General features: G+C 65.9%; 28 protein-coding genes. 25 read left to right on the forward strand and 3 right to left on the reverse strand.

Features of this window, described 5'->3' with window-relative positions:
- Positions 1 to 11 precede the first annotated feature (11 nt).
- From ACUVYZ_RS00185 to ACUVYZ_RS00295, 23 genes are all read left to right on the forward strand, one after another.
- Positions 12 to 743 carry a 4Fe-4S dicluster domain-containing protein gene (locus tag ACUVYZ_RS00185; protein ID WP_439932443.1) on the forward strand — a complete coding sequence of 244 codons (732 nt, stop codon included), beginning with the start codon at positions 12 to 14 and terminating at the stop codon, positions 741 to 743.
- Positions 744 to 829: 86 nt separating this feature from the next.
- Positions 830 to 1,792 (forward strand): dimethyl sulfoxide reductase anchor subunit family protein, encoded by a 963-nt coding sequence (locus ACUVYZ_RS00190; RefSeq protein ID WP_439932444.1) that lies wholly within the window; start codon positions 830 to 832, stop codon positions 1,790 to 1,792.
- A 79-nt stretch (positions 1,793 to 1,871) separates the two neighbouring features.
- On the forward strand, positions 1,872 to 2,195 hold the full coding sequence (locus ACUVYZ_RS00195) for a rhodanese-like domain-containing protein (RefSeq protein ID WP_439932445.1): 324 nt from the start codon (positions 1,872 to 1,874) through the stop codon (positions 2,193 to 2,195).
- 67 nt (positions 2,196 to 2,262) lie between these two features.
- Positions 2,263 to 2,490, forward strand: coding sequence for a sulfurtransferase TusA family protein (locus tag ACUVYZ_RS00200; protein ID WP_439932446.1), 228 nt, complete (start codon positions 2,263 to 2,265; stop codon positions 2,488 to 2,490).
- A 54-nt stretch (positions 2,491 to 2,544) separates the two neighbouring features.
- Positions 2,545 to 3,057, forward strand: coding sequence for a sulfur carrier protein DsrE2 (gene dsrE2, locus ACUVYZ_RS00205; protein WP_439932447.1), 513 nt, complete (start codon positions 2,545 to 2,547; stop codon positions 3,055 to 3,057).
- A 224-nt stretch (positions 3,058 to 3,281) separates the two neighbouring features.
- A complete protein-coding gene (locus ACUVYZ_RS00210; RefSeq protein ID WP_333839209.1) occupies positions 3,282 to 3,947 on the forward strand; it encodes a 4Fe-4S dicluster domain-containing protein in 666 nt (221 codons plus the stop codon).
- A 30-nt stretch (positions 3,948 to 3,977) separates the two neighbouring features.
- Positions 3,978 to 5,327 (forward strand): heterodisulfide reductase-related iron-sulfur binding cluster, encoded by a 1,350-nt coding sequence (locus tag ACUVYZ_RS00215; protein WP_439932448.1) that lies wholly within the window; start codon positions 3,978 to 3,980, stop codon positions 5,325 to 5,327.
- A complete protein-coding gene (locus ACUVYZ_RS00220; protein ID WP_439932449.1) occupies positions 5,324 to 6,379 on the forward strand; it encodes an FAD-dependent oxidoreductase in 1,056 nt (351 codons plus the stop codon). The genes ACUVYZ_RS00215 and ACUVYZ_RS00220 overlap by 4 nt, the downstream gene beginning before the upstream one ends.
- Complete coding sequence (locus tag ACUVYZ_RS00225; protein WP_439932450.1) at positions 6,351 to 7,223, forward strand: hypothetical protein; 873 nt, start codon at positions 6,351 to 6,353, stop codon at positions 7,221 to 7,223. The genes ACUVYZ_RS00220 and ACUVYZ_RS00225 overlap by 29 nt, the downstream gene beginning before the upstream one ends.
- A 20-nt stretch (positions 7,224 to 7,243) precedes the next feature.
- Positions 7,244 to 8,014: a 4Fe-4S dicluster domain-containing protein gene (locus ACUVYZ_RS00230; RefSeq protein ID WP_439932451.1), complete on the forward strand. Its 771-nt coding sequence runs from the start codon at positions 7,244 to 7,246 to the stop codon at positions 8,012 to 8,014.
- 15 nt (positions 8,015 to 8,029) lie between these two features.
- A complete protein-coding gene (locus ACUVYZ_RS00235; RefSeq protein WP_439932452.1) occupies positions 8,030 to 8,941 on the forward strand; it encodes a CoB--CoM heterodisulfide reductase iron-sulfur subunit B family protein in 912 nt (303 codons plus the stop codon).
- Between the two features lie 87 nt (positions 8,942 to 9,028).
- Entirely contained in the window at positions 9,029 to 9,475 is a 447-nt protein-coding gene (locus ACUVYZ_RS00240; RefSeq protein WP_439932453.1) for a glycine cleavage system protein H, read from the forward strand.
- Positions 9,475 to 9,870, forward strand: coding sequence for a DsrE family protein (locus ACUVYZ_RS00245; protein WP_439932454.1), 396 nt, complete (start codon positions 9,475 to 9,477; stop codon positions 9,868 to 9,870). Before ACUVYZ_RS00240 ends, ACUVYZ_RS00245 begins: the two co-directional genes overlap by 1 nt.
- A gap of 23 nt (positions 9,871 to 9,893) precedes the next feature.
- Positions 9,894 to 10,334, forward strand: a complete 441-nt coding sequence (locus tag ACUVYZ_RS00250; protein WP_439932455.1) for a glycine cleavage system protein H — start codon at positions 9,894 to 9,896, stop codon at positions 10,332 to 10,334.
- A 46-nt stretch (positions 10,335 to 10,380) separates the two neighbouring features.
- On the forward strand, positions 10,381 to 11,538 hold the full coding sequence (locus ACUVYZ_RS00255) for a radical SAM protein (protein ID WP_439932456.1): 1,158 nt from the start codon (positions 10,381 to 10,383) through the stop codon (positions 11,536 to 11,538).
- Positions 11,539 to 11,602: 64 nt separating this feature from the next.
- Positions 11,603 to 12,634: a lipoate--protein ligase family protein gene (locus tag ACUVYZ_RS00260; RefSeq protein ID WP_439932772.1), complete on the forward strand. Its 1,032-nt coding sequence runs from the start codon at positions 11,603 to 11,605 to the stop codon at positions 12,632 to 12,634.
- Positions 12,635 to 13,696: a geranylgeranyl reductase family protein gene (locus tag ACUVYZ_RS00265; RefSeq protein WP_439932457.1), complete on the forward strand. Its 1,062-nt coding sequence runs from the start codon at positions 12,635 to 12,637 to the stop codon at positions 13,694 to 13,696.
- Positions 13,697 to 13,708: 12 nt separating this feature from the next.
- Positions 13,709 to 14,839, forward strand: a complete 1,131-nt coding sequence (locus tag ACUVYZ_RS00270) for a radical SAM protein (protein WP_439932458.1) — start codon at positions 13,709 to 13,711, stop codon at positions 14,837 to 14,839.
- 130 nt (positions 14,840 to 14,969) lie between these two features.
- Positions 14,970 to 16,307: an OmpP1/FadL family transporter gene (locus ACUVYZ_RS00275; protein ID WP_439932459.1), complete on the forward strand. Its 1,338-nt coding sequence runs from the start codon at positions 14,970 to 14,972 to the stop codon at positions 16,305 to 16,307.
- A gap of 183 nt (positions 16,308 to 16,490) precedes the next feature.
- A complete protein-coding gene (locus tag ACUVYZ_RS00280) occupies positions 16,491 to 16,931 on the forward strand; it encodes an SCP2 sterol-binding domain-containing protein (protein ID WP_446033015.1) in 441 nt (146 codons plus the stop codon).
- Positions 16,932 to 16,965: 34 nt separating this feature from the next.
- Positions 16,966 to 17,388: a hypothetical protein gene (locus ACUVYZ_RS00285; RefSeq protein ID WP_439932461.1), complete on the forward strand. Its 423-nt coding sequence runs from the start codon at positions 16,966 to 16,968 to the stop codon at positions 17,386 to 17,388.
- Positions 17,389 to 17,592: 204 nt separating this feature from the next.
- A complete protein-coding gene (locus ACUVYZ_RS00290; RefSeq protein WP_439932462.1) occupies positions 17,593 to 18,588 on the forward strand; it encodes a lipoate--protein ligase family protein in 996 nt (331 codons plus the stop codon).
- Complete coding sequence (locus tag ACUVYZ_RS00295) at positions 18,585 to 18,980, forward strand: hypothetical protein (RefSeq protein ID WP_439932463.1); 396 nt, start codon at positions 18,585 to 18,587, stop codon at positions 18,978 to 18,980. Before ACUVYZ_RS00290 ends, ACUVYZ_RS00295 begins: the two co-directional genes overlap by 4 nt.
- A gap of 87 nt (positions 18,981 to 19,067) precedes the next feature.
- Here ACUVYZ_RS00295 and ACUVYZ_RS00300 read toward each other — a convergent pair whose 3' ends face one another.
- The 3 genes from ACUVYZ_RS00300 to ACUVYZ_RS00310 all read right to left on the reverse strand — a co-directional run bounded on the left by ACUVYZ_RS00300 (position 19,068) and on the right by ACUVYZ_RS00310 (position 24,366).
- Positions 19,068 to 21,893 (reverse strand): valine--tRNA ligase, encoded by a 2,826-nt coding sequence (locus ACUVYZ_RS00300; protein ID WP_439932773.1) that lies wholly within the window; start codon positions 21,891 to 21,893, stop codon positions 19,068 to 19,070.
- A 463-nt stretch (positions 21,894 to 22,356) separates the two neighbouring features.
- Entirely contained in the window at positions 22,357 to 22,791 is a 435-nt protein-coding gene (locus ACUVYZ_RS00305; RefSeq protein WP_439932464.1) for a DNA polymerase III subunit chi, read from the reverse strand.
- 57 nt (positions 22,792 to 22,848) lie between these two features.
- On the reverse strand, positions 22,849 to 24,366 hold the full coding sequence (locus ACUVYZ_RS00310; RefSeq protein ID WP_439932465.1) for a leucyl aminopeptidase: 1,518 nt from the start codon (positions 24,364 to 24,366) through the stop codon (positions 22,849 to 22,851).
- A gap of 42 nt (positions 24,367 to 24,408) precedes the next feature.
- Here ACUVYZ_RS00310 and lptF point away from each other — a divergent pair, with 42 nt between their 5' ends.
- Positions 24,409 to 25,536: an LPS export ABC transporter permease LptF gene (gene lptF, locus ACUVYZ_RS00315; protein ID WP_439932466.1), complete on the forward strand. Its 1,128-nt coding sequence runs from the start codon at positions 24,409 to 24,411 to the stop codon at positions 25,534 to 25,536.
- Positions 25,533 to 26,606, forward strand: a complete 1,074-nt coding sequence (lptG, locus tag ACUVYZ_RS00320; RefSeq protein WP_439932467.1) for an LPS export ABC transporter permease LptG — start codon at positions 25,533 to 25,535, stop codon at positions 26,604 to 26,606. Before lptF ends, lptG begins: the two co-directional genes overlap by 4 nt.
- Positions 26,607 to 26,618 lie beyond the last annotated feature (12 nt).

Consider the following 26,618-nt stretch of genomic DNA (forward strand, 5'->3'; position numbering starts at 1 on the left):
GAGCATTTTTCATGACGCAGCTTGCCCTGGTCATCGATCTCAACGTGTGCGTGGGCTGTCACGCCTGCGTCACCAGCTGCAAAGAGTGGAATACCTCGGGTCAGGCCGGCTACCTGTCGGATGACCGGCCCTACGAGGCCGACCCGACCGGCTGCTTCTTCAACCGGGTGCAGACCTTCGAGGTGGGGGAGTACCCCCACACCGAGACCGTGCATTTCCCCAAGTCCTGCCTGCATTGCGAGGATCCACCCTGCGTACCGGTGTGTCCCACCGGGGCCAGCTACAAGCGGGCGGAAGACGGCATCGTGCTGGTGGACTACGACAAGTGCATCGGCTGCAAGTACTGCTCCTGGGCCTGCCCCTACGGCGTGCGGGAGCTGGACGAGCACCAGAAGGTGATGAAGAAGTGCACCCTGTGCGTGGACCGCATCTACGACGAGCGGCTTCCGCCCTCGGAGCGCAAGCCCGCCTGCGTGCTGGCCTGCCCCACCAACGCGCGGCTGTTCGGCGACGTTCATGACCCCGAATCGGAGGTGTCCAGGGCGATCCGGGAAAACGCTGGCTACACGTTGATGCCGGAGTGGGGCACCCACCCGGCGAACCACTATCTCCCGCGGCGCAAGACCCGGCTGGAGATCCGGGCCGAGGACCTGCAGCGGGCCGACAACCCTCTCAAGATCGACGGCAAGCTGCCCAAGCCCGCCCTGAAGGAACCCTCCCTGGACGATGTGACGAGCTGGTAAGACCCGAGCCCTGCGCCTTCGTCCGATTCCGCCGGCGCCATGAGCTGGCGGGCCGGGGCGCCTCCGATAGGTAAGAAATCGAATCCATGCATCCCGCTTTTTCCGTCATTTTCCTGACGACCTTGATCGGCGCTGGCCAGGGGTTGTACATGGCCCTCTATCTGGTGGATCTGGGGGCTCGGCTCGGAAGGCTCCCGCCCATGGACGACGCGTCTTTCCACGCCCTGGGCGGGCTCATCGCCCTCGTGCTTCTTGCCGCGGGGCTCCTCGCTTCCTTTTTCCACCTGGGGCATCCCGAGCGGGCGTGGCGCTCGGCCGCCATGTGGCGCACCTCCTGGCTATCCCGAGAGGTCATCGTGCTGCCCTTGTTCATGACCCTCGTCTGCCTGTGGAGCCTGGGCAAGTGGCTCGGCTGGCCCGGCATGGCGGTTCTCGGGGCCGCGGCGGTGATCGTCTCCGTGGCGCTTTTCGTGTGCACGGGGATGATCTACGCGTGCATCAAGTTCCTCCAGGAATGGCACTCGCCCCTCACGGTGGTGAACTACCTGCTCCTCGGCTCCGCCTCCGGGTTCACCTTGGCCACGGCCTGGGCTGCTTGGCATGGGGAGACCAACGTCCCCTTTCTCGGCGCCTGGGCCATCGCCCTCACCTTCGCCGCCTTCCTCACCCGGAGCGCCACCCTGGTGCGCAACGCCCGCTTGAGGCCCAAATCGTCCCTGCAAACCGCCATCGGCGTCCGCCACAGCCGCATCGTGCAGAAGTCCCAGGGGTTCATGGGGGGCTCCTTCAACACCCGGGAGTTTTTCCACGGGAAGCCCCCGGCGGTCCTCAGACATGTCAAGTGGGCGTTCCTGGTGCTCGCTTTCCCCGTTCCGCTGATCCTCCTGGCCGCAGGCCTCTACGCGCTGGCCGCGGGCAAGCAGGCGTTCTCTTTTTCCCTGCTGGCGGCCGCCTTCGCCCTTCAATACCTGGGCCTGGTGGCTGAGCGCTGGTTTTTCTTCGCCCAGGCCAATCACCCGCAAAATCTTTATTATCAAGTAGTTTCTTAGGGGATGGCGGCATAGGCTCCACCTTGCTGCCGAACGGAAGACGTATTAGAATTTCCTAATATCTTGGATTATGGAACCGATGCATAGGATCCGGCAGATCGACAGCCAAGGGCTGGCCGCGTTGGCGGCTCAAGGCCCAATCCAGGTCCTGGACGTGCGCACAGAGGAGGAAGTGGCGCGGGGCATGATCGAGGGGGCGATACACATCCCGTTGCACCTGCTGCCCCGCCGGGTTGGGGAACTGGACCCGGGCGCAGTTACGGTCGTCTATTGCCGGTCGGGGGTCCGCTCGGCCCAGGCGTGCGCTTACCTCGCCGCCCAGGGGTTCGCGAGTCCGTATAATCTGAAAGGTGGGATACTCGAATGGTTGCGCTCGGGCCAAGCCGTGGCACGGTCGATCTGAGCCCGGTGGATCCGGCGCGCGTTCGAGGAGATTGCACCTGTTGTTCGATCATCCGGAAGGAGACACCATGAATTTCGACAAGGAACTGGATGCCCGCGGCCTCAACTGCCCACTGCCCATCCTGCGCACCAAAAAATCCCTGGCTGACATGCAGTCCGGGCAGGTCCTCAAGATTGTGGCCACCGATCCGGGCTCGGTGAAGGACTTCCAGGCGTTTTCCAAGCAAACCGGGAACGAGCTGTTGAACTCCGCCGAAGTCAACGGCGAATTCCATTTCTGGCTCAAGAAGAAATAGCCGATTGCCGGCGCACACCACCGGACTCGACGGGCCGGGCGGGAGGAGGATTCGATGGACGAAGCGAAGAAGCTGGCGTTGATCGCCACCAAGGGCACCCTCGACTGGGCTTATCCGCCCTTCATTCTCGCGTCCACCGGCGCTGCTCTGGGCTACGAGGTGAAGATGTTCTTCACCTTCTACGGCCTGCAGTTGCTGCGTAAAGATCTGTCGGACCTCAAGGTGAGCCCCCTGGGCAACCCGGCGATGCCCATGAAGATGCCTTTCGGCCCCAAGTGGTTTCGCAGCATCAACTGGAAGATCCCCAACGCCGTGCAGGCCCTGGTTCCCGGCTTCGAATCCCTGGCGAGCGTCCTCATGAAACAGACCATCCGGCAGAAAGGGGTGGCTCCGATTCCGGAGCTGCGGGAGCTGTGCCTGGAAGCGGGGGTGACCTTCATCGGCTGCGAAATGACGGTGGATCTCTTCGGCTTCAGCCACGACGACTTCATTGACGGCATCGAGTACGGGGGAGCCGCCACCTTTTTCGAATTCGCGGGGGAGTCGGATGTGTGCCTGTTCATCTGAGGATCGGGACGGGGCGCCACGAGCGGTTCGGGATGCGGGAGCGTCTTCGGCTTAGCCCGGGCACTCCCTGATTCGATCATAAGGAAATTCGATCGATTCGAGGGGTTGTAACCGGCTGCGGGCTGGCTTAATATTGGAACATTAGCAGCTTCTAATAATCCATCTCATTCAGGACGGTCATCCGTCCTTCTGGTGAGGAGGCATCGATGGCGACCTACGCCGAGATGCAGGAGATTTTCGACGACATCCGTAGCGATTTCCGCTACGACCACGAGCTCAACGGCTGCCTCAACTGCGGCATCTGCACCGCCACCTGTCCCTCGGCCCAGTTCTACGATTACAGCCCCCGGGAGATCGTCCAGCTCCTGTGGACCGAGAACGTGGAGCAGATCTACGACGCGATGCAGGAGAAGATCTGGGCCTGCGCCCAGTGCATGACCTGCGCCGCGCGTTGCCCGTTCAAGAATTCCCCCGGGGGCCTCGTGGCCATCATGCGGGAGGTGGCCATCAAGCACGGGATGCAGTCGGCGAAAGACGTGCTGCGCCCCTTCGGGCGGGTGATGCTCAAGCTCATCACCACCGGCAACCAGCTCTCGCCGGACATGATCCAGCCGGACCACTTTCCCGACTGGGGCCCCAACATCCAGAAGGTGGAAGGGGACCTGAAGACCCTGCGCAAGGCGATCCCCATGAAGACCCTCCAGACCACCGAAACGGCCTGGGAGGTCTCCCTCAAGACCTCGATCGAGATGTACACCATCTGGGAGATGACCGGCGTCCTCAAGTCCCTGGAAACGATGGACGAGAACCTGTACGACGTGATCGAGGACTTCATCGACGAGAAGAAAGAGGAATACGAAGAGTGGCTCGAGGAACAGGAGCAGGACTGAGCCGCCGCACACCTTAAAGGAGATGCGACCATGAGCAACCCGTTTTCCCTTCCCTCCGACGGCAGCGGCATCGCCGGCCACGGCTCGTTTTTCCAGCCGACCAACCTGTCCAAGGAGGAGGCCGAAAAGGCCACCGAGTGGGTGCGCAAGCACGTGGACCGGCGCACCATCGACCTGGGCGAGCGCATGGAAGACGTGCGCGAGCACCTGTGGGAGCTGGAGAAGGACGGCGAGATCATCGTTCACCGCGTGACCGACGCCCACCGGCCGGTGGAGGTGCAGACGCTCTTCGGCTGGACCAAGAAGATCCCCACGGTGCAGCTCTGGCACCACAAGTCCTGCGGCCAGTGCGGCAACATCCCGGGCTACCCAACGTCCTTGCTCTGGACCATGAACCGGCTCGGCTTCGTCCCCGGCCGGGACTACCTGGACGAGACCGACCAGACCTCCTGCACCGCCTGGAACTACCACGGCTCGGGCATCGGCAACGTGGAGTCGCTCGCCGCCGTGTTCCTGCGAAACTTTCACCAGGCCTACGTCTCCGGCAAGCAGCACGGCTACGGCGCCGGCCACTTTTATCCGCTTGTCCACTGCGGGACCTCCTTCGGCAACTACAAGGAGATCCGCAAGTACCTGCTCGAATCCGCCGAGCTGCGGGAGCGGGTGAAAAAGATCCTCGCCAAGCTCGGGCGGCTGGTGGACGGCAAGCTCGTGATCCCGGAGGAGATCGTCCACTACTCGGAATGGGTGCACGTGATGCGCAACCGCATCGCCTCCGAGCTGCAGAAGATCGACGTCTCGCATATCCGCGTGGTCATGCACGCCGCCTGTCACTACTACAAGATGGTGCACGAGGACGCGATCTACGACCCGACGGTGCTCGGCGGCAACCGCACCGCGGTGGGCACCTCCATCGCCCAGGCCCTCGGCGCCCAGGTGATCGATTACTCCACCTGGTACGACTGCTGCGGCTTCGGCTTCCGCCATATCATTTCCGAGCGGGAGTTCACCCGCTCCTTCACCATGGACCGTAAGATCCGGGTGGCGGTGGAGGAGGCCAAAGCGGACGTGATGATCGGCAACGACACGGGCTGCATCACCACCATGGACAAGAACCAGTGGATCGGGCGCGCCCACGGCCAGAACTTCCAGATCCCGGTGATGGCCGACATCCAGTTCGCGGCGCTCGCCTGCGGGGCGGACCCCTTCAAGATCGTGCAGCTCCAGTGGCACGCGAGCCCGTGCGAGGAGCTGGTGGAGAAAATGGGCATCTCCTGGACCGAGGCGAAGAAGAATTTCGAGGCCTATCTCCAGGAGGTCAAGGCCGGCCGGATCGAGCACCTCTACGACCCGAAACTCGCTGGGAGCATGGCGGCATGACGGAAAAAACTGTGCTGGTGGTGGGGGCGGGCCCCACCGGGTTGTCGGCGGCGGCGGCGGTGGCTTCGGCGGGCCAGCGGGTCGTGCTGGTGGAGAAGGAGAACATTCTGGGAGGCGCGCCGATCCTCTCCGGCTACGCCAAGCTGGTCCCTTCCGGGGAATGGGCCAAGGACGCCATCGGCCGCATGGTTAAGCGGGTGGTGGAGAACCCGCTGATTACCGTGCACAAAAGCGCCAGGGTGACGAAGGTGGAGGGCAGCCACGGCGACTTCACGGCGACGCTGTCCAACGGCCAGACGGTCAAGTGCGGTGCCATCCTCCTCGGCACCGGCTTCACCCATTTCGACTCCATCAACAAGCCCGAGTGGGGCTTCGGCACCTTCGAGGACGTGGTGACCACCACCCAGGTGGAACAGATGGTGGCCGCCGGCAAGATCTATTGTCCGTCCGACGGGCGGGTGCCGGAGCGGGTGGCGATCCTGCTGTGCGTGGGTTCCCGCGACCGACAGATCGGGCGGGAGTGGTGCTCCAAGATCTGTTGCACCGTCTCCGCCAACCTGGCGATAGAGATCAAGGAGATCTCTCCCAAGACGGATGTCTTTATCTACTACATGGACATCCGCACCTTCGGGCTGTACGAGGACAAGTACTACTGGAAATCCCAGGAGGAGTTTAAGACCAAGTTCGTGAAGGCCCGCATTGCCGAGGTCACCCAGGGGCCCGACGGGCGGCTCCTGGTGAAAGGGGAGGACACCCTGGTCAAGCGCCCCATCGTGATTCCCATGGATCTGGTGGTCCACGCCATCGGCATGGACCCGAACCTGGACAACCCGGAGATCGCCCGGGTGTTCGGGGTGGGACTGGAGAAGCACGGCTTCCTGGAGCGCGGCGAGCACTACACCAGCTCCTTCAGCAGCACCCGCCGTGGCGTCTACGTGGGGGGCGCCGCCCTCGGGCCCGAAGACATCGATACCTGCGTCTCCCACGGCCTAGCGATGGCCATGAGGGCGGTCGGAGACCTGAATGCTCTGGTTCACAAAGCAGCGGCATGAGCCGCCGGCGCCCGAGCGTGATTTGATCGTTCCCGCCGAGCTGCCGGTCGCTCTGGACGAACGGCTGTTTCTCCACCACCTGGCCGCCCTGCAGGTGAGCCTGGAGGCGAGCGGCGGGATCGAGGTCTGCCTAGAGCGCCTCGACGCCAAGCGGCGGCTCTTCGCCGAGCTCTTGGGCGAGGGGCGTCATGCGGCCGTTGCGTTCCCCGACGCCGAGCGGCTCCTGGGCGCGGTGTTCACCGCCCGCAGGCGGATCCATCCCCTGCTCGCCGCGGCCGGGGAGGCGTGGCTGCGCGGGGCGCTGCAGGCGTTGCTGGAGGGCCCAGGAGGGGTGCGGGAGCGGATGGAGCGTTTCGCTGCGGAACTCGTGGCGGCGGCCCAGGGCGTTACCGGAGACGCCCGGCTCGCCGCCAAAGCCCGGCGCGCGGCCTTCGACTTCGCCGCCGAGCTGCTCCACTTCCTCGACCCGGTGCGCTATCCCCTCATGAGCCGCTGGGTCTGGGACCCGGCCACCCGCAGTGGCGCGCTGCGGGAGTTCGTCCGGGAGCGCGACGCCTCGGGGGGCTTAGCCCTCGACGCCAGCCCCGAGACGTTCGAAGGCGCCCGCATCTGGCTCAAGGCCCGGATTGCCGAACAGGGCGTGTTCCGGGACGTGCATTTCTGGATCGACCTGGTGCTGGCCCAGGCCTACGTGACCTACCTACGCTCGGTGGCGGAGGGCAACCTGGGGGGCGATTTCGGCCGTGGCGCCCAGCCGGGGGAGCAGTTGAAGAAGCTGCTGGGCATCGACTGCCTCGACGGCCGGACGCGGGTGAAAAAGGCCGCAACCGGCCAGCGGAGCTGAAGCGAGGAGCAGGCAAACCCATGCCGATACACGAGAAGACGTTGCTCGCGCCGGAGCAGGTGCTCCAGGCGGATAAGCTGGTGGTGGACGGGGTGGACGTTTCCGGGCACTGGAACACCATGATCCTGCCGCGCACCCTCACCGACTACGACGAGGACTTCGAGAAGACCATCCAGGCGTACGGGGGCGGCGAAAACGTGCATCGCTGCTGGCAGTGCGGGTCCTGCACCAATTCCTGCACCATGTACGCCATCAACATCGACTTTAACCCCCGCTACTGGATCTACCTGGTCCGCCTGGGCCTCAAGGACGAGCTGCTCAAGGACAAGGACATCATCTGGCAGTGCGTGTCGTGCAACAAGTGCACCAACATCTGCCCGAAGGACGTGCGGCCGGAAGGGGTGATGAAGGCCATCCAGCACTGGATGGAAGACCAGGGCTACGTGCCCAAGGCCCCCTCCACCCTGTTCGACGAGGAGTTCACCCGCCAGTGCCTGGAGCGGGGGCGGATCGAGGATTCCGAGGTGCTGCTCAACTTTTTCAAGCAGACCCGCCAGAACCTCTGGCAGCTCGCCACCCGGGGCTGGCTGGGGATCTTCGTCGCCCGCATGAACAAGTGGACCGAGCTCAAGAAGGGGCGTATCGGCCGCTTCCTCGCCCGCGTGCCCATCCTCATGCCTATGCACATGGCGTGGAACCTGGTGTTCAAGCCGCGCACCCGGTCGTGGGGTCGCACCGGGGAGATCCTGCGCCGGTACGTGGAGGAGCAGAAGCGCATCGCCCATGGTTGACGTGAGGAGTCAATGATGTCCAAAGTGGCGTATTACCCCGGCTGCGCGCTAGAAGGCTCCGGCGGTCCCTACGACCGCTCCACCCGGGCGCTGGTGAAGGCGCTGGAGCTGGAGATGCACGATCTGGAGGACTGGAACTGCTGCGGGGCCATGGAGGTGAAGAACGTCCATCCCATGCTCCAGACCTACATGTCGGCGCGCAACCTGGCCATCGCCGGCGTGAAGATGGGGTTCGATACCGTGATGGCGCCCTGCAACGGCTGCTATCACAACCTGAAGAAAGCCGAATACGAGCTGGCCACCTCCGAGGAAGCCCTCAAGACCGTGCAGGATCTGGCGCGGCAGGCCGACGATCCGGTGTACAAGGGGGACGTGCGCACCCTTCACTTGCTGGAATGGCTCATGGAGGAGCTGGGCCCGGAGGGCATCAAGGCGCGCCTCAAGAAGAGCCTGAACGGCATCAGGGTGGCCAACTACTACGGCTGCATGTACACGCGCCCGCGGCAGATCTTTCCGGAGAAGGACCGGGGGCCGGGCTCCGAGTCCACCCATAAGCCCCACTTCATGGACGATCTGCTGGCGGCGGCCGGAGCGGTGAACGTGGACTTCCCTCTGAAGACCGCCTGTTGCGGCGGCGCCCATACCCTGTCCGACGCGGACACCTCCACCCAACTGGTGCTCAACCTGCTGCAGGCGGCCGAAGAAGCGGGGGCCGAGGTCATCGCCACCGAATGCCCCACCTGCCATTCCGGGCTGGAGATGCACCAGGTGCGCGCCGAGACCCAGTTCGGGATCAAGACCAGCGTGAAGATCCTCTATTTCACCCAGCTCCTGGGCCTGGCCATGGGATTGTCGGCGAGAAAGCTCGGGATTCACGAGAACGTGAGCGACTCGCTGGATTTCCTGCACGAAAAAGGGATCATCTGAGCTTCCGGTGATGGATGGTCGGCGGTAGGCGCCCCTGCACGGCCGGCACGCGTGCCTTGCGCTGGAGGCTCGTGTAAGCTGACCGCCATGGAGTGCAATGGCTGCGAGTTTCGACCCGAGCTGTATTACGATGGGGAGTACCAGATCTGGGTCCGCGTGGAGAACGACGGGACGGTGTCCGTGGGCATGACCGACCTCTCCCAAACCATTGCCGGCCGGATCCTGCACGTGCGGGTGCGCCGCCCGGGGACGCTGCGGCCCGCCGGCAAGCCCGTGGCCACCATCGAAAGCGGTAAGTGGGCGGGGCCCGTGCCCAATCCCTTCGATTGCACCATCGAAGCGGCCAACCCCGAAGTGCTGGACGATCCGGCGCTGCTCAATCGTGCTCCCTTCGACGCCTGGATCGCCCGGGTGCGGCCCGCTGGCGATCTGGAGAAAGCCCTCGAAGGCCTGGTGACCGGCGAGGCGGCCCGCACGGGCTACTGCGCCCGGGCCCGGCGCGAGGACATCCGCTGCGAAAGGCCCTCGTCCTGATGGCCGAGTCCCATTACCTGGATCACGGGGAGCAGCGGGTGGTCATCGTGATGACCAGCGGCCCCAGCACGCCCCACCGCTGCGCCACGCCGTTCTACATCGGGGCCCTCCTCGCCTCTATGGACGCGGACGTGCGCATCTTCCTCACCATGGAGGGGGTGCTGCTCGCCCAGAAGGGTGTGCCGGAGAATTTGACCGCCATGAAAGGCGGTAAGAAAATCATCGAGTTCATGCGCGAGGCGAAGGCGGCGGGCGTCAGGCTCCACCTGTGCAAGCCGGCGATGCCGGGCTACGAGCTGGAGGTGGAAGAGGTGATCGACGAGGTGGACGAAATCTCTCCTGCGGGGGCCCTGGCGGACCTGATCCTCGGCTGCGACAAGACCATGTTTTTCTGAACGACAAATAAAGGGGAACCGACATGGCGACCGTGCGAGGCTGCAACTTTCCTGACGACTTGTACTACAACGTGGAGAACAACGTGTGGGCGCGCCGGGAGGCGGACGGCACCGTCACCGTCGGCTTGACCAGCTACGCCTGTGCGCTGGCGGGGGAGATCGTCTCGTATACGCCAAAGAAGGTGGGAAAAAACGTCGAACTCAACAAGTCCGTGTGCACCGTGGAGTCCGGCAAGTGGGTCGGTCCGGTCAAGGCGCCGGTCTCGGGCGAGGTGATCGCCATCAACGACGCGGTGCAGGCGAAGCCGGGCACCATCAACGCGGATCCCTACGGCGCCGGCTGGCTGGTCAAGATGAAGCCGAGCCAGTGGGATGCGGAATCGGCGAACCTCCAGACGGGGGCGGCCGCCGCCCAGGCCTTCGAGGCCAAGATGCAGGCCGACGGTTTCGGCGGTTGCGCTTGAGCATGAGGATGCAACCACGGAGGCATAGAGAAAAGAAGAAATTCTCATGTCCGACTGGTTGAGCATCGTTGAGCGCGTGGAGGCGCTGGAGGACCTGGAGCTGGATCCCCGGCTGGTCGATGGCATGGCCTCCCGCTACGGCAGGCTCAGCGGCGAGCGCATAGACGGGATCAATTTCTATACCCCCACGTTCAAGGCCTACGCCACCTCCGAGATCGCCGGTTGCGGCAAGAGCGCCTGGCCCGCCGTGTCCATCACCGGGCCCGAATGCAAGCTCGCCTGCGACCACTGCAAGGCCAAGATCTTGGAGCCCATGATCCCTGCCAGGACGCCCGAAGCCCTGTGGCAAGTGGTGAACGAGCAGATCGCCGCGGGCGCCCGGGGGATGCTCCTCACCGGCGGCTCCAACCACCGCAACGAGGTGGAGTACGGGCCTTTTTACCCCGTGATCCGGCGCATCAAGGACGCCTTCCCCGGGTTCAAGATCGCGCTGCACACGGCGCTGGTGGACCGGGACATCGCCCGGCGCATGGAAGACTCCGGAATCGACGCCGCCATGATGGACGTGATCGGCGCCCAGGACACCATCCGCCAGGTCTACCACCTGCGCCGCGGCGTGGAGGACTTCGAGGCCTCCCTGGCGTACCTTACCGAGACTTCCCTCAAGGTGGTGCCCCATATCGTGATTGGCCTGCACTACGGTCGGCTCCTGGGGGAGTGGAACGCCCTGGAGATGCTCAAGCGCCATCCGCCAGATGCGCTGGTGCTGGTGGTGGTGATGCCCTTTTACGCGCCGGCGCACCGCCCCTTCGCCACGCCGGACCCGAAGGAGGTGGGGGCCTTTTTCATGGACGCCCGGGAGGCCCTGCCCGACACGCCGATCCTCCTGGGCTGCGCCCGCCCAGCGGGCCGGGCTAAGACCGAGATCGACGCCTACGCGGTGCTGGCGGGGCTGAACGGCATCGCTCATCCTGCGGACGGCATGGTGGAGCTGGCGGCGCGCCTGGGGCGGGACGTGCGGGTGACGCCCGCCTGCTGCTCCATCACGGTGGGGGACGAAGTGCTTGCCCTGGAGGGCGACAGCGAGGGTCTCACGATCGACCTCGATCGCGTGATCGAAGAGGAACGACGGCGCAGCCGACCCCCGGCCGGTGCCGGCGGGCTCGCCGGAATCCGGGTCGTGGTGTCGGGATCGCCGGGCTGAAGGGGGGACCGTGACCGCACGCTGGCGCTTGCTCGATACGGGGATTCGCCGGGCGGCGGAGAACATGGCCCTCAACCGGGCCCTGCTGGAGGCGCGCCAGGCGGGTGAGGCGCCGCCCACGCTGCGGTTTCTCCAGTTTCTCCCGTCAGCGCTGCTCGGTTACCACCAGAGCGCCGAGCAGGAGCTCGACCTGGAGCGCTGCGCCGCCGAGGGCATCGCCGTGCAACGGCGCATCACCGGCGGAGGCGCCATCTACATGGACCCAGGCCAGCTCGGCTGGGAACTCTACCTCTCCCGGCGGGAGCTGGGAACGGCGGATATGGCTGCCATCGCCCGACGCATCTGCGAAGCGGCGGCGGAGGGGATCCGCGCTCTCGGCGTCGATGCCCGGTACCGGCCGCGTAACGACATCGAGGTGGGCGGGCGCAAGATCTCCGGCACGGGCGGCGCTTTCGATGGGGAGGCGCTCATGTACCAGGGGACCCTGCTGATCCAGTTCGACGTGGAGCGCATGCTGCGGGTGCTGCGCATCCCCGCGGACAAGCTCTCGGACAAGGCGATCGGTTCCGCCCGGGAACGGGTGACGAGCCTCGCCGAGCTGCTGGGCGCTGCGCCGCCCCTTGCGGACATCAAGGCCCGTCTCGCCGAGGCGTTCTCCCGGGCCTTCGGCGTGGATTTCGTCCCCTCGGGGCTCACGCCGCCGGAGGAGGCCCGCTATCGTCAGGCCTTGGCGGAAATGGATCATCCCGACTGGGTGCACCTGCTCACCCGCCCCAGAACGGAGCAGCCCCTGCTGGAGGCGGCAGCGAAGTTCCCCGGGGGATTGGTGCGCGCCGCCGTCCTCTATGACGCCGCGGGCGAGCGGGTCAGGCAGGTCTGGTTCACCGGAGATTTTTTCGTGCGGCCGCGGCGGGCGGTGATGGACCTGGAAGCCCACCTGAAAGATGCGCCCCTCGAGCGCCTGGAAGAGCGCGTGGAGGCTTTTTTCGCTGGGCGGTCCGTGGACCTGCTCATGCTGAAGCCCGCCGATTTTGCCCAAGTGGTGCGCAAAGCGCTCGCGTCCCGATACCCCTCCTCCCAGGAGGAGCCCTCCTGAATGGTCCGGCGCTGCGATCTCCTGGTGGTCGGTTTGGGCCCTGCAGGAGGCGCAGCCGCGTGGACGGCGGCGCGCCGGGGGCTCCAAGTGATCGCCCTGGAGCGCAAGCGGGTGGTGGGCCTGCCGGTGCAGTGCGCGGAATTCGTGCCATTGCCCCTCGGCCGCTGGACCCGGGACCCCGGGGTGCTCTTGCAGCGGATCGAAGCCATGGAAAGCCGGCTGCCCTCGGGGCATGGGGAGCGCACCCCATTCCCCGGCTTGATGGTGGACCGGGCGGCCTTCGACCAGGCCTTCGTCCGGGCGGCCGCAGCGGCGGGCGCCCAGGTGGAGACGGGCACGTGCCTTGCAGGCATCGACCTGTCCCGGCGGCGGGCATGGGCGGAGGGGCCCGATGGGCCGCTGGAGGTGGAGTTCAAGCTCCTGGTGGCTGCGGACGGGCCCCGTTCCCGGGTGGCCCAGGCTTTGGGATTATCGTCCCTGGAATGCGTGGAGACTCGGCAGTACACGGTGCCCCTCACTCGGCCCAGCGCCGTCACCGAGGTCTGGCTCTCGAGTGACTATCCAGGCGGCTACGCATGGCTTTTCCCCAAGGGGCCCTGGGCCAACCTGGGATTGGGCCTGGACCGGGCCTTCGCCCCCGACTTGAAAGGGCCCCTGGAAGCGCTCCATCGCCGGCTGCAGGAAGAAGGCCGGGTGGGCCGCGAAATCGCGTCCCGTACGGGCGGCGCGATTCCCGTGGGGGGCTTGCGCCCGGCGCTGGTCCACGGTCCGGTGCTGTTCGCGGGCGACGCCGCGGGCCTCACTCACCCCATCACCGGCGCGGGCATACCCGCCGCGGTGATCTCGGGGGAGCGCGCGGGACAAGCGGCGGCGGAGGTCCTCGCGGGCCGAGCCCGGGCGCTGGCCGATTTCGAAGAGGACGTGCGGGATCAGTTCGAAGACTCGGTGGCGCGGGCGGTGCGCCGGCGACGGGCGATGAGCGCCGGGTGGCGGACGCCCAGCGCCCGGACCGACGCGTTCCACCGTCGCGGCTGGATCGCGTTTGCAGAGTATTTCGCTTGAAGGAGAAAACAGATGAACGCCGTGCCGGAAGCTCAGCCGATCCGCTTCTACCGCCCCAACTACCACATCAAAACCCCCCAGATGCGTTCGCCGGAGTACGTGCAGATGAGCACCGCCGCGGCCATCACCCTGGGGCTCGTCCCCGGGCGGATGTACCGCACCGCCTGCACCCACTGTCTCAACCTGCTGGTGACCTATCCGGAAGGCTGCCGGGCCAATTGCGCTTATTGCGGGCTCGCCCGGCACCGGGAGGAGGCCCGGGACTACGCCGACCGGAATTTCATCCGCGTGGACTGGCCCACGGTGCGCTACGACGAAGTGATCGAGCGGGTGAAGGCCGCGGAAGACCGGGGGCAGTTTCAGCGCATGTGCATTTCCATGATCACCCACCCGAATTCGGACCAGGACACCTTCGCCCTCCTGGAGAAATGGGTGCGGGAAATCCAGCACATTCCGGTGTCCATCCTTTCCAATCCCACCACCATGGAGAAGGAGGACTTGAAGCGCCTAAAGGCCATGGGCGCGGACATCTTCACCGTGGCCCTGGACGCAGTCACGCCAACCATCTTCGACCGCACCCGGGGCAAGGGGGTAGACAGTCCCCACAAGTGGGAAAAGTACTGGCAGGCCATCGAGTGGGCCGCCGAGGTGTTCGGCCCCGAGAAATTCGGCGCCCATCTCATCTGCGGCCTGGGGGAGACGGAGCGGGAGATCCTCACCGTGGCGCAGCGGATCAAGGACATGGGGGGGCACAACCACATGTTTGCCTTTTTCCCGGAGCGGGGCTCCCTCATGGAAGACTGGCCGCCGGTGGACCGGGCCCAGTGGCGCCGGGTGCAGCTTGCCCGGTTCATCATCGATTACGCCGGCGGGCGTATCGACGACATGCAGTTCGACGAGGCGGGGCGGGTCGTTGACTTCGGGCTTCCCGAGGACGAGCTGGAGGCCCTGATCCGTTCGGGCAAGCCCTTCCGCACCTCCGGTTGCCCGGGCAAGGACGACGAGGAAGTCTCCGCCTGCAACCGCCCCTACGGCGATTCTAGCCCGACCGATATCCGCTCCTTCCCTTTCGCCCTGAATCGCCGGGACGTGGCCATCGTCCGGCGCCAGATGCGGAGCGAGGACCGGGTACCTAGTGAATAAAGAGGCAGTCTTTTCAAGGTATTAAAGCAGAGTTGACATTAGCAATGAATAATATTGAAATTTAATAAAAATAACCCTAGGATGTTCGTGGAAAAACGGCTCGTTCGAGCCCACTTTCAGGAGGGCAACAATGAGGAGACAGAGGAAAACCCTGGCCACGGCGTTCACCCTGGGCTGCGCCTGCTTGTCCGGCGCCGCCCTCGCCACCGACGGCTATTTCCAGGAAGGCTACGGCATGAAGAACAAGGGCATGGGGGGCGCGGCGACGGCCCGGGCCGTCGATGCCTTCGGCGGCGCCAACAATCCCGCCAGCATGGCCTTTCTCGGCAACCGCCTCGACGTCGGCATCGGTGCCATGGTCTTCAGCCCGATCCGGGAGTCTAGCCGCTTCGGCAGCGGAGTGGCGGGCATCGACGGAACCGCGGAAAGCGACCGGAAGTTTTTCTTGATTCCCGAGTTCGGGGTGAACTGGATGCTTACCCCCAATCTCGCGCTGGGCGTGACCGTGTATGGAAACGGCGGCATGAACACCGATTATCCCGGCGGCCAGATTCCGGCGGCGAGCGCCTGCGCCGCGTTCAACCCGGGCAAGCCCAGCTACAACCTGCTGTGCGGCGACGGGCGCCTGGGCGTCGATCTCGCCCAGGTGATCATCGCCCCCACCTTGGCCTACAAGTTCCACCCCGATCATTCCATCGGCGTGGCGCCTCTCCTCGCCGGCCAGCGCTTCGCGGCGAAGGGGCTCCAGGCGTTCGCCGGCTTTTCCACCGATCCCGCCAACTTCACCAACCGCGGGCACGAGACCTCCGTCGGCGCGGGGGTGCGCGTGGGCTACTTCGGCAGGCTCGCACCAGGCCTCTCGGTGGGCGCCGCCTACGCGACCAAGATCTACATGGACGAGTTCGACAAGTATAAGGGCCTCTTCGCTGAGCAGGGCGATTTCGACATCCCCGAGAATTACAACGTGGGCATCGCCTGGCAAGCCACCCCGAAGCTGGCCATCGCTTTTGACTACCAGCGCATCAACTACAGCGACGTGAAATCGGTCGGCAACCCCAGCGGCCTGTTGCTCGGCTGCGCCGGGGGGAATCTCTCCAACTGCCTGGGCGGCTCGAACGGAGCAGGCTTCGGTTGGCAGGACGTCAACGTGTTCAAGCTGGGCGTGGAGTACCAGTACAACCAGCGCTGGACCCTGCGCGCCGGCTACAACCGCAGCGACAACCCGATCCGGGCCCAGGACGTCACCATCAACATCCTGGCGCCCGGGGTGATCCGGGACCACGTGACCCTGGGGGCGACGTACGTGACACCGACGGGCGGCGAATGGACATTCTTCTATATGCATGCCTTCAACACCGGCGTCACGGCCCAGTCGTTCTTCACCAACTTCGGCGCACCGCCGACCACGACCGAGACCATCAAGATGTATCAGAACTCGATCGGGGTCGCCTATAGCTGGAGGATGTGAGCGGCTCGCGTGCGCTTCGGCCTCGGCTTCCAGGGGGGCGCGGGCGCCGAGGCTCGGGGGCCCCCGGGAAGGAGGGTTGGGGCGCTTCAATTCGATAAAGGAGGAGAGATGGCCAGGAAGGTGGGGCTCGGTGTGGCGCTTGTTCTGGCGGCTGCGCCGGCGGCGTGGCCGGCGCCGGTTTTGATGTCAACTGAATGGGCCCGGGCCCTGTGCGCCGCGTGGAATGCCGACCCCGTGCTCACCCGGCAATTGGTCGAATCGGGATGGGTCAAGAATCATGCCGGCCGTGGCTATAAGGTCATGCAACTCTACCGCCAGGACTGCCCGGACAGCCTCCGCATCGAGTTGCGGGTGAGCGAGCAGGACGGCAGCGCGCTGTGCGTCTACGGCGGCGCAGCCGAGTCCAAGCTCGATTCGTCGGCGGACTACCTGATGTGGGCGGAGACGAAGCGCTGGCAGGAGATGGGCCGCGGCGAATACGGCCCGATGCGCGCCATGTTCTTCAACCGCTTGCAGTTCGAGGGGCCCCGCTTCGAGGCGATGGGCAACATGGGGCCCTTCGAGAGCTTCTTGCTCCTGGTGGGCAAGGTGCCGGGCGATGCCGCCTCCTGCCCCGCGCGGTAGAATGGGAGTACCTGCGAGCGATCCCGCGGGCGACATGAAACAGATCAACCTCACCGACATCAGCCGGCTCAAGAACGAGCTCAATAAGTACCGCAAGGGAAAAAAGCTCGACATCGTGCACTTCAACCAGGCAGCGCGGCTCGCCTGGCTGGGCCGCATCGTCCTGTGCCCGCTGGACCCGGAGGATCCCGACTGTGAAGCGTATCTCCTGTATCTGCCGCCGCCCGATGAGTTGACCGCTCGGGTGCTCACCTTAGACGAGGTGGACCAGAACGGGCATCCGTTCCTGGGGCAGATCCACGTGCTCGATGGCGAGCAGGGGCGTCACTTGGCGGACATCTTTCGCGAGGGCATGGAGGCGCGGGTCAAGGCTTTGCAAGCGTTGGAGCAGCGCGACTTCTATTTTGCTTGCTTTTTCGAAACCCGTCCCGAAGGTTCAGCGGGCGAGCAACAGTAGGCGTCCCGCCAAGCGTCGGGCTCGTGTTTTGGCGTTGGATTGCTGCCAAGCCGCGGCGCCGGCGCGTGATACCACCTCGCCGCCCCAAAGCCCATGGGTAAGCCCGTCCTCTCCCCGCGGCGACCGCCCTCCCCTTTGGGAGCGGGCGAGCACAGGCAGGGGAATACTTCTGTGTCGGAGATGGAAGGATCATAAGGGCGTGGGATGCGGAGCGCGCGACTGATCAACGTGGGATTCGTGACAGGAGAGGTCCTGCACGCCACTTATGCCGCGGTCGCCAGGTGCATGAAGGATGACGATCCGCCTGCCATCGTCTGGGGTCAAGCCGCGGAGCATGTCAGCATCGGCCAGCACCAGTCCCGCGAGGCTGAGCTGGCGGCCGAGCTGGAAGTGCCGGTGGTGCGGCGGCCCCTGGGGGGCGGCTGCGTGTGGATCGATCCGGACCAGTACTGCTTTGCCATCGTAGTGCCCCAAGCGCGGTTCCGGGGGCGGCCCGCGCAATGGGGCGACTGGGCGCTGGCGCCGGCGCTGGACACTTACGCTTCCTTCGGGCTCGCCGTGGAGCGCGTGGAGCAAGACCTGTGGTGCCGCGGGCGCAAGATCGCCGGCAGCGGCTCGGCCAGCATCGGACGAGCCGCGGTGATCGGATCGAGCTTCCTGTATCGCTTTCCCGCCGAGCGCTTCGGCCGCTGTGTTGCCTCGCCGAGCGAAGCGTTCCGGGTCTGGCTGGTGGAGGAACTGACCGAGGCTGTCTCGGACTGGGCACGGGAAGGCGAGCCTCCGCCGGAAGAGGCGTTGCTCGAAGCGTTCCGCAGCGCTTGTGCGCGGCGCCTCCGTTGGCATCTAAAGACGGCCACTCTGACCGATGAAGAGCTCTGCGCCCGGGCAGGGGCGCTTGAGGAGGTGGAGGAGCCCTGGTACACCCCCCCGCGCCGCGCCGTCCGGCACGGCCTCAAGCTCAACGCGGCCCGTTTTCTCATCGAACGCCGAGCGGGCGAGGAGTGGGTGCGGCTTGTGATCGACCGCAAGCGCATCGCACGCATCGCCGCTTCGGACGACGAGGTGCAATCGTGTCTGGAGGCGACTCCCGGCCTGCCGGTCGATCAGGGCACTCTCCAGAGGGCCCTGGCGGCGCTGTCTGCGGATCGCTCGGCCCGCTGGTCCCGGTTCATCGTCGAAGCCGCTGCCGGTGTGCCATGACCATTCCCACCGTCAAAGCGCGCCTTGAGCGCAAGCTCATCGTCATGACCACGGACCCGCTGTTGCTGGACGAGCTGCGCGCCGCGCTGCCGTCGGGGTGGACGCTGGTCGAGTGCACTGATCTGGAGGCGCTCGGCGGCTACCAGGACGTGCTGCTGCATCGGTTCATCCTGCTCGACCTGGACGAAGCCCAGGCCTTCGACCCGCTGGCGGTCATCGAGCAGGTGCGCATGGAGATGATGCTCAACGTGCCGATCTTGTGCTTCGGCGGAGATCTGGCCACCCGGGATCAGGCGCGCCTCGCCCGGGCCGACCGCTTTTTCGAGCGGGAGGAGATCGTGGAAAAGCTCAAGCTCTACTGCGACCAGTTCGGCTGGGGCGAAGGGCGCTGATCAGGGGGCGTCCTGCGAGCAGGGTGCGCTTGACACGGCGTCTGTGGCTGCGTTCTTTGCGCCGAAAGGTGGGGTGAGGGAAAAAGCTCAGGCCGGGGGCAGCTTTTCCATCTGGCCCCTGAGCTTGTCCAGGGTGTCGCGGAAGGCCTCCAGGCGCTGGCGTTCCTGGGCTACCACCGCCGCCGGCGCCCGCTCCACGAAATTGGGATTGGCGAGCTTGGCCTGGGCTTTCTGGATCTCGGCTTCCACCCGGGCGAGTTCCTTGGCGAGGCGCGCCCGCTCGGCCGCCACGTCCACTTCCACCTTCAGCATGAGCTGGTAGTCGCCCGCAATGGCCACGGGCGCGTCGGCGGGGGGCAGGCTGCCCTCCACCGCCTGAACCTCCGACAGGCGGGCCAGGGCCCGCAGTGGGGCGGCATGGGCCTCGATGAGCGTTCGCGGACCGACCGCCAGCAAAGGGACCCGCTGGGAGGGCGACAGCCCCATCTGGCTGCGCAGGTGCCGGCAGGCGTTCACCACCTCCTTGAACGCTTGTACCCGGGCCGTGGCGGCCTCGTCGATCCTGTCCGGGTCGGGCTGGGGATAGGGCGCCAGCATAAGGGTATCGCTTTCCTTCTTCCCCGCCAGGGGCGCGACCCGCTGCCACAGCTCCTCGGTGATGAAGGGAATGAAGGGGTGCGCCAGGCGCAGCAGCGCTTCCAGCACCCGCACCAGGGTGCGGCGCGTCCCGCGCCGGACCGCCTCGCCCCCCTCGGCGAGCTGCACCTTGGCGAGTTCCAGGTACCAGTCGCAGTACTCGTCCCAGACGAACTCGTAGATCGCCCGGGCGGCCAGGTCGAAGCGATACTCGGCCAGGGCGTCGATCACCTGTTGCTCCGCCTGTTGCAGGCGGCCGACGATCCAGCGGTCGAAGACCGAAAGCTCGACAGGCGCCCCCTCGTCGAGCCCGCAATCCTGCCCCTCCGTGTTCATCAGCACGAAGCGGGTGGCGTTCCATAGCTTGTTGCAGAAGTTGCGGTAGCCTTCGCAGCGGTTCAGGTCGAAGTTGAGGGTGCGGGCGAAGGTGGCCAGAGACGCGAAGGTGAACCTCAGGGCATCGGCGCCGAAGGCGGGAATGCCCTCAGGAAAATGGCTGCGGATGTACTGCTCGATCCTCTCCTTGTGCTCGGCGCGGAGCAACCCCACCGTGGATTTGGCCAGCAGCTCGGGCAGTGAAATCCCGTCGATCAGGTCGATGGGATCGATGGTGTTGCCCTTGGACTTGGACATCTTCTGGCCTTCCGCGTCGCGCACGATGGCGTTGATATAGACGTGGCGGAAGGGCGCCTTGCCGGTGAAGTGCTTGGTCATCATGACCATGCGGGCGACCCAGAAGAAGATGATGTCGAAGCCGGTCACCAGCACAGAGGAGGGAAGATACAGCTCCAGGTCCCGGGTCGGCTCCGGCCAGCCCAGGGAGCTGAAGGGCACCAGGGCCGAGGAAAACCAGGTGTCGAGCACGTCGGGATCGCGCCGCAGGGGGCCGGTATAGCCGGCGGCTCGGGCCTGGGCGTAGGCCTCCGCCTCGGTGCGGGCGACGAACACCCGGCCTTGCTCGTCGTACCAGGCGGGGATCTGGTGGCCCCACCAGAGCTGGCGGGAGATGCACCAGTCCTGGATGTTCTCCAGCCAGTGGTTGTAGGTGGTGGCCCAGTGCTCGGGAAAAAACCTGACCTCGCCCCGCGCCACCGCTTCCAGCGCCATCTGGGCCAGGGACTTGCCCGGGAAGAGGGTTCCCTCGGGGGCCGGGGCGGACGTGGCGACGAACCACTGGTCGGTGAGCATGGGCTCCACGACGACGCCGGTGCGGCCGGAGCGGGGCACCTTCAACCGGTGGGGCTTCTCGGAGACGAGCAGCCCCTGGGCCCGCAGGTCTTCCAGCACGCGGTGCCGGGCCTCGAAGCGGTCGAGCCCTCGATAAGCCGGGGGCGCCTGGTCGTTGATCCTGGCGTCCAGGGTGAGGATGTTCAAGGGCGCGAGCGCGTGGCGCGCCGCCACCTGGTAGTCGTTGAAGTCGTGGGCCGGGGTGATCTTCACGCACCCGGTGCCGAATTCCGGGTCCACGTGCTCGTCGGCGATGACCGGGATCGTCCGCCCGGTGAGGGGCAGGGTGACCCCTCTGCCGACCAGATGCCGGTAGCGCTCGTCATCGGGATGGACCGCCACCGCCACGTCCCCCAGCATAGTCTCGGGGCGGGTAGTGGCCACCACCACCGCCCCCGAGCCGTCGGCCAGGGGATAGCGGATTTCCCAGAGCCGGCCGTCCTCCTCTTCGCTGTCCACCTCCAGGTCGGAGACCGCGGTGCCCAGCACCGGGTCCCAGTTGACCAGGCGCTGGCCCCGGTAGATGAGCCCCTGCTGGTAGAGCCGCACGAAGACCTCGATCACCGCCCGGGACATGCGCGCGTCCATGGTGAAGTAGCCGGCCCGCTGGCCCTCGGTGTCGGCATAGGTCCAATTGGCCGAGACGCCCAGCCGCCGCATCTGGCGGGTGATGGTGGCCCCCGAATGCTGTTTCCACTGCCACACCCGCTCGACGAACTTCTCCCGGCCCAGGTCGTGCCGGGTCTTGCCTTCAGCTTCCAGCTGGCGCTCCACCACGATCTGGGTGGCGATGCCGGCGTGGTCGGTGCCCACGATCCAGTTGGCGTTGTAGCCCCGCATGCGGTGGTAGCGCACCAGCACGTCCATCAGCGTCTGCTGGAAGGCGTGCCCCATGTGGAGCGTTCCCGTCACGTTGGGCGGGGGGAGCTGAATGCAAAAGACCGGTCGATCGGGCTCGTCGCGGGCGGCGAAATACCCGCGGGACTCCCAGTATTCGTACCAGCGTTGCTCGATCCCGCGCGGATCGAAGCTTTTGGCGAGTTCTCCCATGGGCGGGGGCGAGGTCGAAAAGCTACGTATTATAGGGCCCAAGGGCATGGACGGGACCCCGCTCCCGGGACGGGATTCCGCGCCGGGTGCCATGACGGTCAGGGCCACCGCCCGGGCGGCTTGCGCGATCAGGGTTTCCCGCTGCCCTTCGGGGAGCGCCGGGGCCAGATGGGCGCGCAGGACGCCCGCGATGCGGCTTTCCCACGGCTCGCCCGCTCGCAAAGCGTCCTCGGCAATCTCCTCCCGGAGAACGGGCAGGCCCTCTTCATCTTCTGCGCTTTCCTCGAAAGCGACCGGCTCGGGCTCCTCCAGAACCTCGCTCAGGAGGGGGAAGGGATCCGGGTCCTCGGAAGACGCGGGCTCTGCCTGCCGCGGGCGATGCTTGGCGAGCAGCGCGTCCAGCTTGGCGAGCAGCGCGTCCGTTTCGTCGATGGATCGGGACGCCTCGGTCATGGGCGCGAGCTCAGTCTCGTCCCCTCAAAGCGGAGAGGTCGTGATGATGGATGGCGTAGCCCCGCTGCTGGTAGAAGCGGTAACGCTCCCGGGCCGCCTGACTGTCCGCCTCGTCGGTGGAGACGATCTCCACCAGCCGCTGGAAGCGGCTGAAGAACGTCGGCCACCCCAGACACAGGTTGATCAGCACCTCGTCGTGGGGCAGCGGCTCGGGCGCATGGTCCACGATGACCGGCGTCGCCGCGGCGAGGGGACTGGCGTTGCGGCAATGGGGAATGAAGCCGGTAGCAGGCACGGTCCACAACAGCCGGTCCACTTTTTCCGTCGTTTCCCCGTCCGGCGTCAGCACCAGCACCCGCAAGCCCTGCTGGAACGCCTTGGCCGCCAGCCGGCAGGCGGTGGCGAGCTTATCGTCGACGCGGGTGTAGAAGTCGATCTGGGTCATCAGAAGCTAGGATTCAGAGGACAGAATTCACCCATTTTTGCCCTTTGCCATCGAGAGTTATCTTCCTCCTTCGGCTTTCCGTCCCCTGGCTTCTGTAACGCGGTTGATGAGAAACTGGGTGAGCAGGGGCACGGGGCGACCGGTGGCGCCCTTCTCCTTGCCCGACTTCCAGGCGGTGCCGGCGATGTCTAGATGGGCCCAACGGAACTTCTTGGTGAACCGGGCGAGGAAGCAGGCGGCGGTGATGCTGCCCGCCGGCCGGCCGCCGATGTTGGCCATGTCGGCGAAGTTGCTTTTGAGTTGTTCCTGGTAGTCTTCCCACAGGGGCATCTGCCAGACCCGGTCCAGGGCTTGCTCGCCCGCCCGGATGATCTCATTGGCGAGCGCCTCGTCGTTGCTGAAGAGGCCGGTCGCCACATGGCCTAGGGCGATGACGCAGGCGCCGGTCAGCGTGGCGATGTCGATCACCGTGGCGGGCTTGTAACGCTCGGCGTAGGTCAGGGCGTCGCACAGGATCAGGCGTCCTTCCGCGTCGGTGTTCAGGATCTCGATGGTCTGGCCGGAGAGGCTGGTCACCACGTCGCCGGGCTTGCTGGCCCGGCCGCCCGGCATGTTCTCCGTCGCCGGGATGACGCCCACCACGTTCATGGGCAATTGCAGTTGTGCGAGGGCTTTGAAGGTGCCCAGCACGCTGGCTGCGCCGCACATGTCGAATTTCATCTCGTCCATGTCCTGGGCGGGTTTGATGGAAATGCCCCCGGTGTCGAAGGTGACGCCCTTGCCCACCAGGGCGACGGGAGCCTGTTTCCGGTCTGCGCCGTGGTACTCGAGGATGATGAGCTTGGGGGGCTCGTGGGCTCCCTTGGCCACGGCGAGCAGGGCGCCCATGCCCAGCTTTTCCATGTCCTTGCGCTCCAGCACCTGGACCTTGAAGTCGTAGGCCTTGGCCATGCCGGTGGCCTGCTCGGCCAGGTAGGAGGGGGTGCAGATGTTGCTCGGCAGGTTGCCCAGGTCTTTCGCCAAGTTCATGCCGCAGGCGATGGCTTGGCCCTGGTGCAGGCCTTCTTCTGCCGGGCTCACGTCAGCCCGCCGGGGCACCGCCAGCGTGAGCTTGCGCAGCCGGCGGGCTTCCTCCGGCTTGCTCTTCAAGCGGTCGAAGCGGTAGGCCGTCTCCATGGCCGCCACGACCGCCGTCGAGACTTTCCACGCCACGTCCCGCTTTTTCACCTCCACCTCCGGCAGGCATAGGGTCGCCTCGGCCGCGCCGCTCTCAGCGAGGGCGCGCACGGCCGCAGCCACGGCGTTGCGGTACTCCTTTTCCCGGAACTCCCGCTCCGGTCCCAGGCCCGTGAGCAGCACCCGGTCGGCCAGGATTCCCGGCACTTTGTGCAGCATCAGGGTGGAGCCGGATTTTCCTTCCATATCGCCGCGGCGGAGAATGTCGGAAACAAAGCCCTGGGCGGCGCTGTCGATGGCCTGGGCCGGAGCGCTCAATCGGTGCGGCTCGAACACGCCGACCACCAGACAGGCGGTGCGGCTTTTCTCGGGGGCGCCGCTTTTTATGCTAAATTCCACGACTAACTCCTCGTCTGGATTGCGTTTTTAGGTCTTTCGCGAATGCCGAATTATCCCCGCTCAGGCGCGTATAAGTCAAAGAACGCGCCGCGGATCTTCACCCGAAGCGCCTTACGCGAGTTCTCCACCACCGGGATCGTGGTCTTCGTGGTGGTTCTGGCCATCACCCTGGTCACCCAGGTGATCCGCCTGCTGGACCAGGCCGCTAGCGGGTCGATTCCCGCCGAGGGGGTGTTGGCACTCCTCGGTTTCCGCACCTTGAGCTATCTCGCGCCGCTGCTCGCCGGCACCACCTTCGTCGCCATTCTGTTGAGCCTGAGCCGAGCCTACCGGGACTCCGAGATGGTGGTGTGGTTCAGCGCCGGATTGAGCCTGACCGCCTGGGTGCGCCCGGTGCTCCTGTTTTCCGTGCCGATCGCCTGCATTGTGGCGGCCCTCGCCCTTTTCCTCTCGCCCTGGGCCATCGCCAAGAGCGAGGAGCTGAGGCAGATCCTCCGCACCCGGGATGACGCCTCCCTCGTGAGTCCCGGCACCTTCCAGGAATCGCGCCACGCCGACCGGGTCTTCTTCGTCGAGGCCGTAAGCCAGGACAAGCAGCGGGTGGAGAACGTGTTCGTGCAGTCGATGGAGAAGGACACCGTCGCGGTGATGGTGGCCCGCATCGGCCGGGTGGAGACGGCGGAGAACGGTGACCGCTTCCTGGTCATGGAGAGCGGCGCCCGGTTCGACGGCCCTCCCGGCTCCCCCGAGTACAGGATCATGCATTTCGACCGCTACGCGGTGCGCATCCAGCAGGCGGAGGCTCGCCCCGCCGTGCCTTCCACCAAATCCCGGCCCTTCCTCGAGCTGCTGGAAAACCGCACGCCCGAGCATGTCGCGGAGCTGGGGCGGCGGCTGAGTCAGCCCATCAGCGCCGTGCTGCTTGCCCTCCTGGCGATCCCCCTGGCCCAGGTGAACCCGCGGGCCGGGCGGTCCCTCAACCTGGTCATGGCGATCCTCATCTACATGATCTACACCAACACCTTGAGCGTGGCCCAGGTCTGGGTGGCGTTCCAGCGGATCGATCCGGCCCTGGGGTTGTGGGGGGTGCATGGGGCGATGCTCGCGTTCATCGCCGCCTTCTTCTATCGCCGGCTTTCGGTGTTCAGCCTGGGGCGGTTGCGGGCATGAAGGTCCTGCGGCGTTACGTGGCGCGGGAGATCTACTTGGCGACCGGCCTGGTGTTCGCGGCGCTCATCTCCCTCTTCATCATCTTCGACTTGATCCACGAGCTGAGCGACGTGGGCAAGAGCGCCTACCGGGTGTCCCAGGCGGTGGCTTACGTGCTCTTGAGCGTTCCCGGCCACGCCTACGAGCTGTTCCCGATCGCGGCCCTGATCGGCACCGTGGTCGCCCTTTCCCAGTTGGCGGCCCACTCCGAGCTCACCGTGATCCGGGCCTCGGGCGTGTCCCTCTACCGGCTGGCCCTGGCGGTGTGCCTGGCGGGCCTCACCCTGGCGCTCATCACCCTGGTGGTGGGGGAGTTCATCGCCCCGGCGAGCGACCGGGCCGCCCAGCGGCTGCGGCTGCGCGCCACCAGCACGGTGGTGGGACAGGAATTCCGCTCCGGCTTGTGGGTCAAGGACGAGGGCAGCTTCATCAACGTGCGCCAGGTGCACCTGGATTTCTCCCTGCGCGGGGTGAAGATCTTCCAGTTCGACGATGGGTTTCACCTGCGCTCCATCAGCTTCGCCGAGCGCGGCGAATACCTGGGGGATCACTGGTGGTCCTTGTCCAACGTGGTGCGCACCGAATTCCAGGGAACGGAAAGCCGAGTGGTGAGGCTCCCTCAGGAGCGCTGGCGATCGGTCTTGAGCCCGGAAGTGATCAACGTGCTGCTGGTAGATCCCCACAAAATGACCCTCGCCAACCTGTGGAGTTACATCCAGCACCTGCGCGAGAACCGGCAGAACAGCACCCGGTTCGAGATCGCCTTGTGGCGCAAGGTGGTGTATCCCGGGGCGGTGCTGGTGATGATGTTGCTCGCCATCCCCTTCGCCCAGCACCAGCGCCGTGCCGGCGGGGTAGGAGCCCGGGTGTTCATCGCCATCATGGTGGGCCTGGGCTTCCACTTGTTGAACCGCCTGTTCGCCCACCTGGGAGTGCTCAACGAGTGGCCGCCGGCCTTGAGCGGCATGGGCCCAACCGCGGCGTTCCTGGGTCTTGCCTTCGCAGCCATGTGGTGGGTGGAGAGGAGGTAAGCCGGCCGCGGA

Source organism: Pelomicrobium sp. P1 (genome assembly GCF_052805615.1).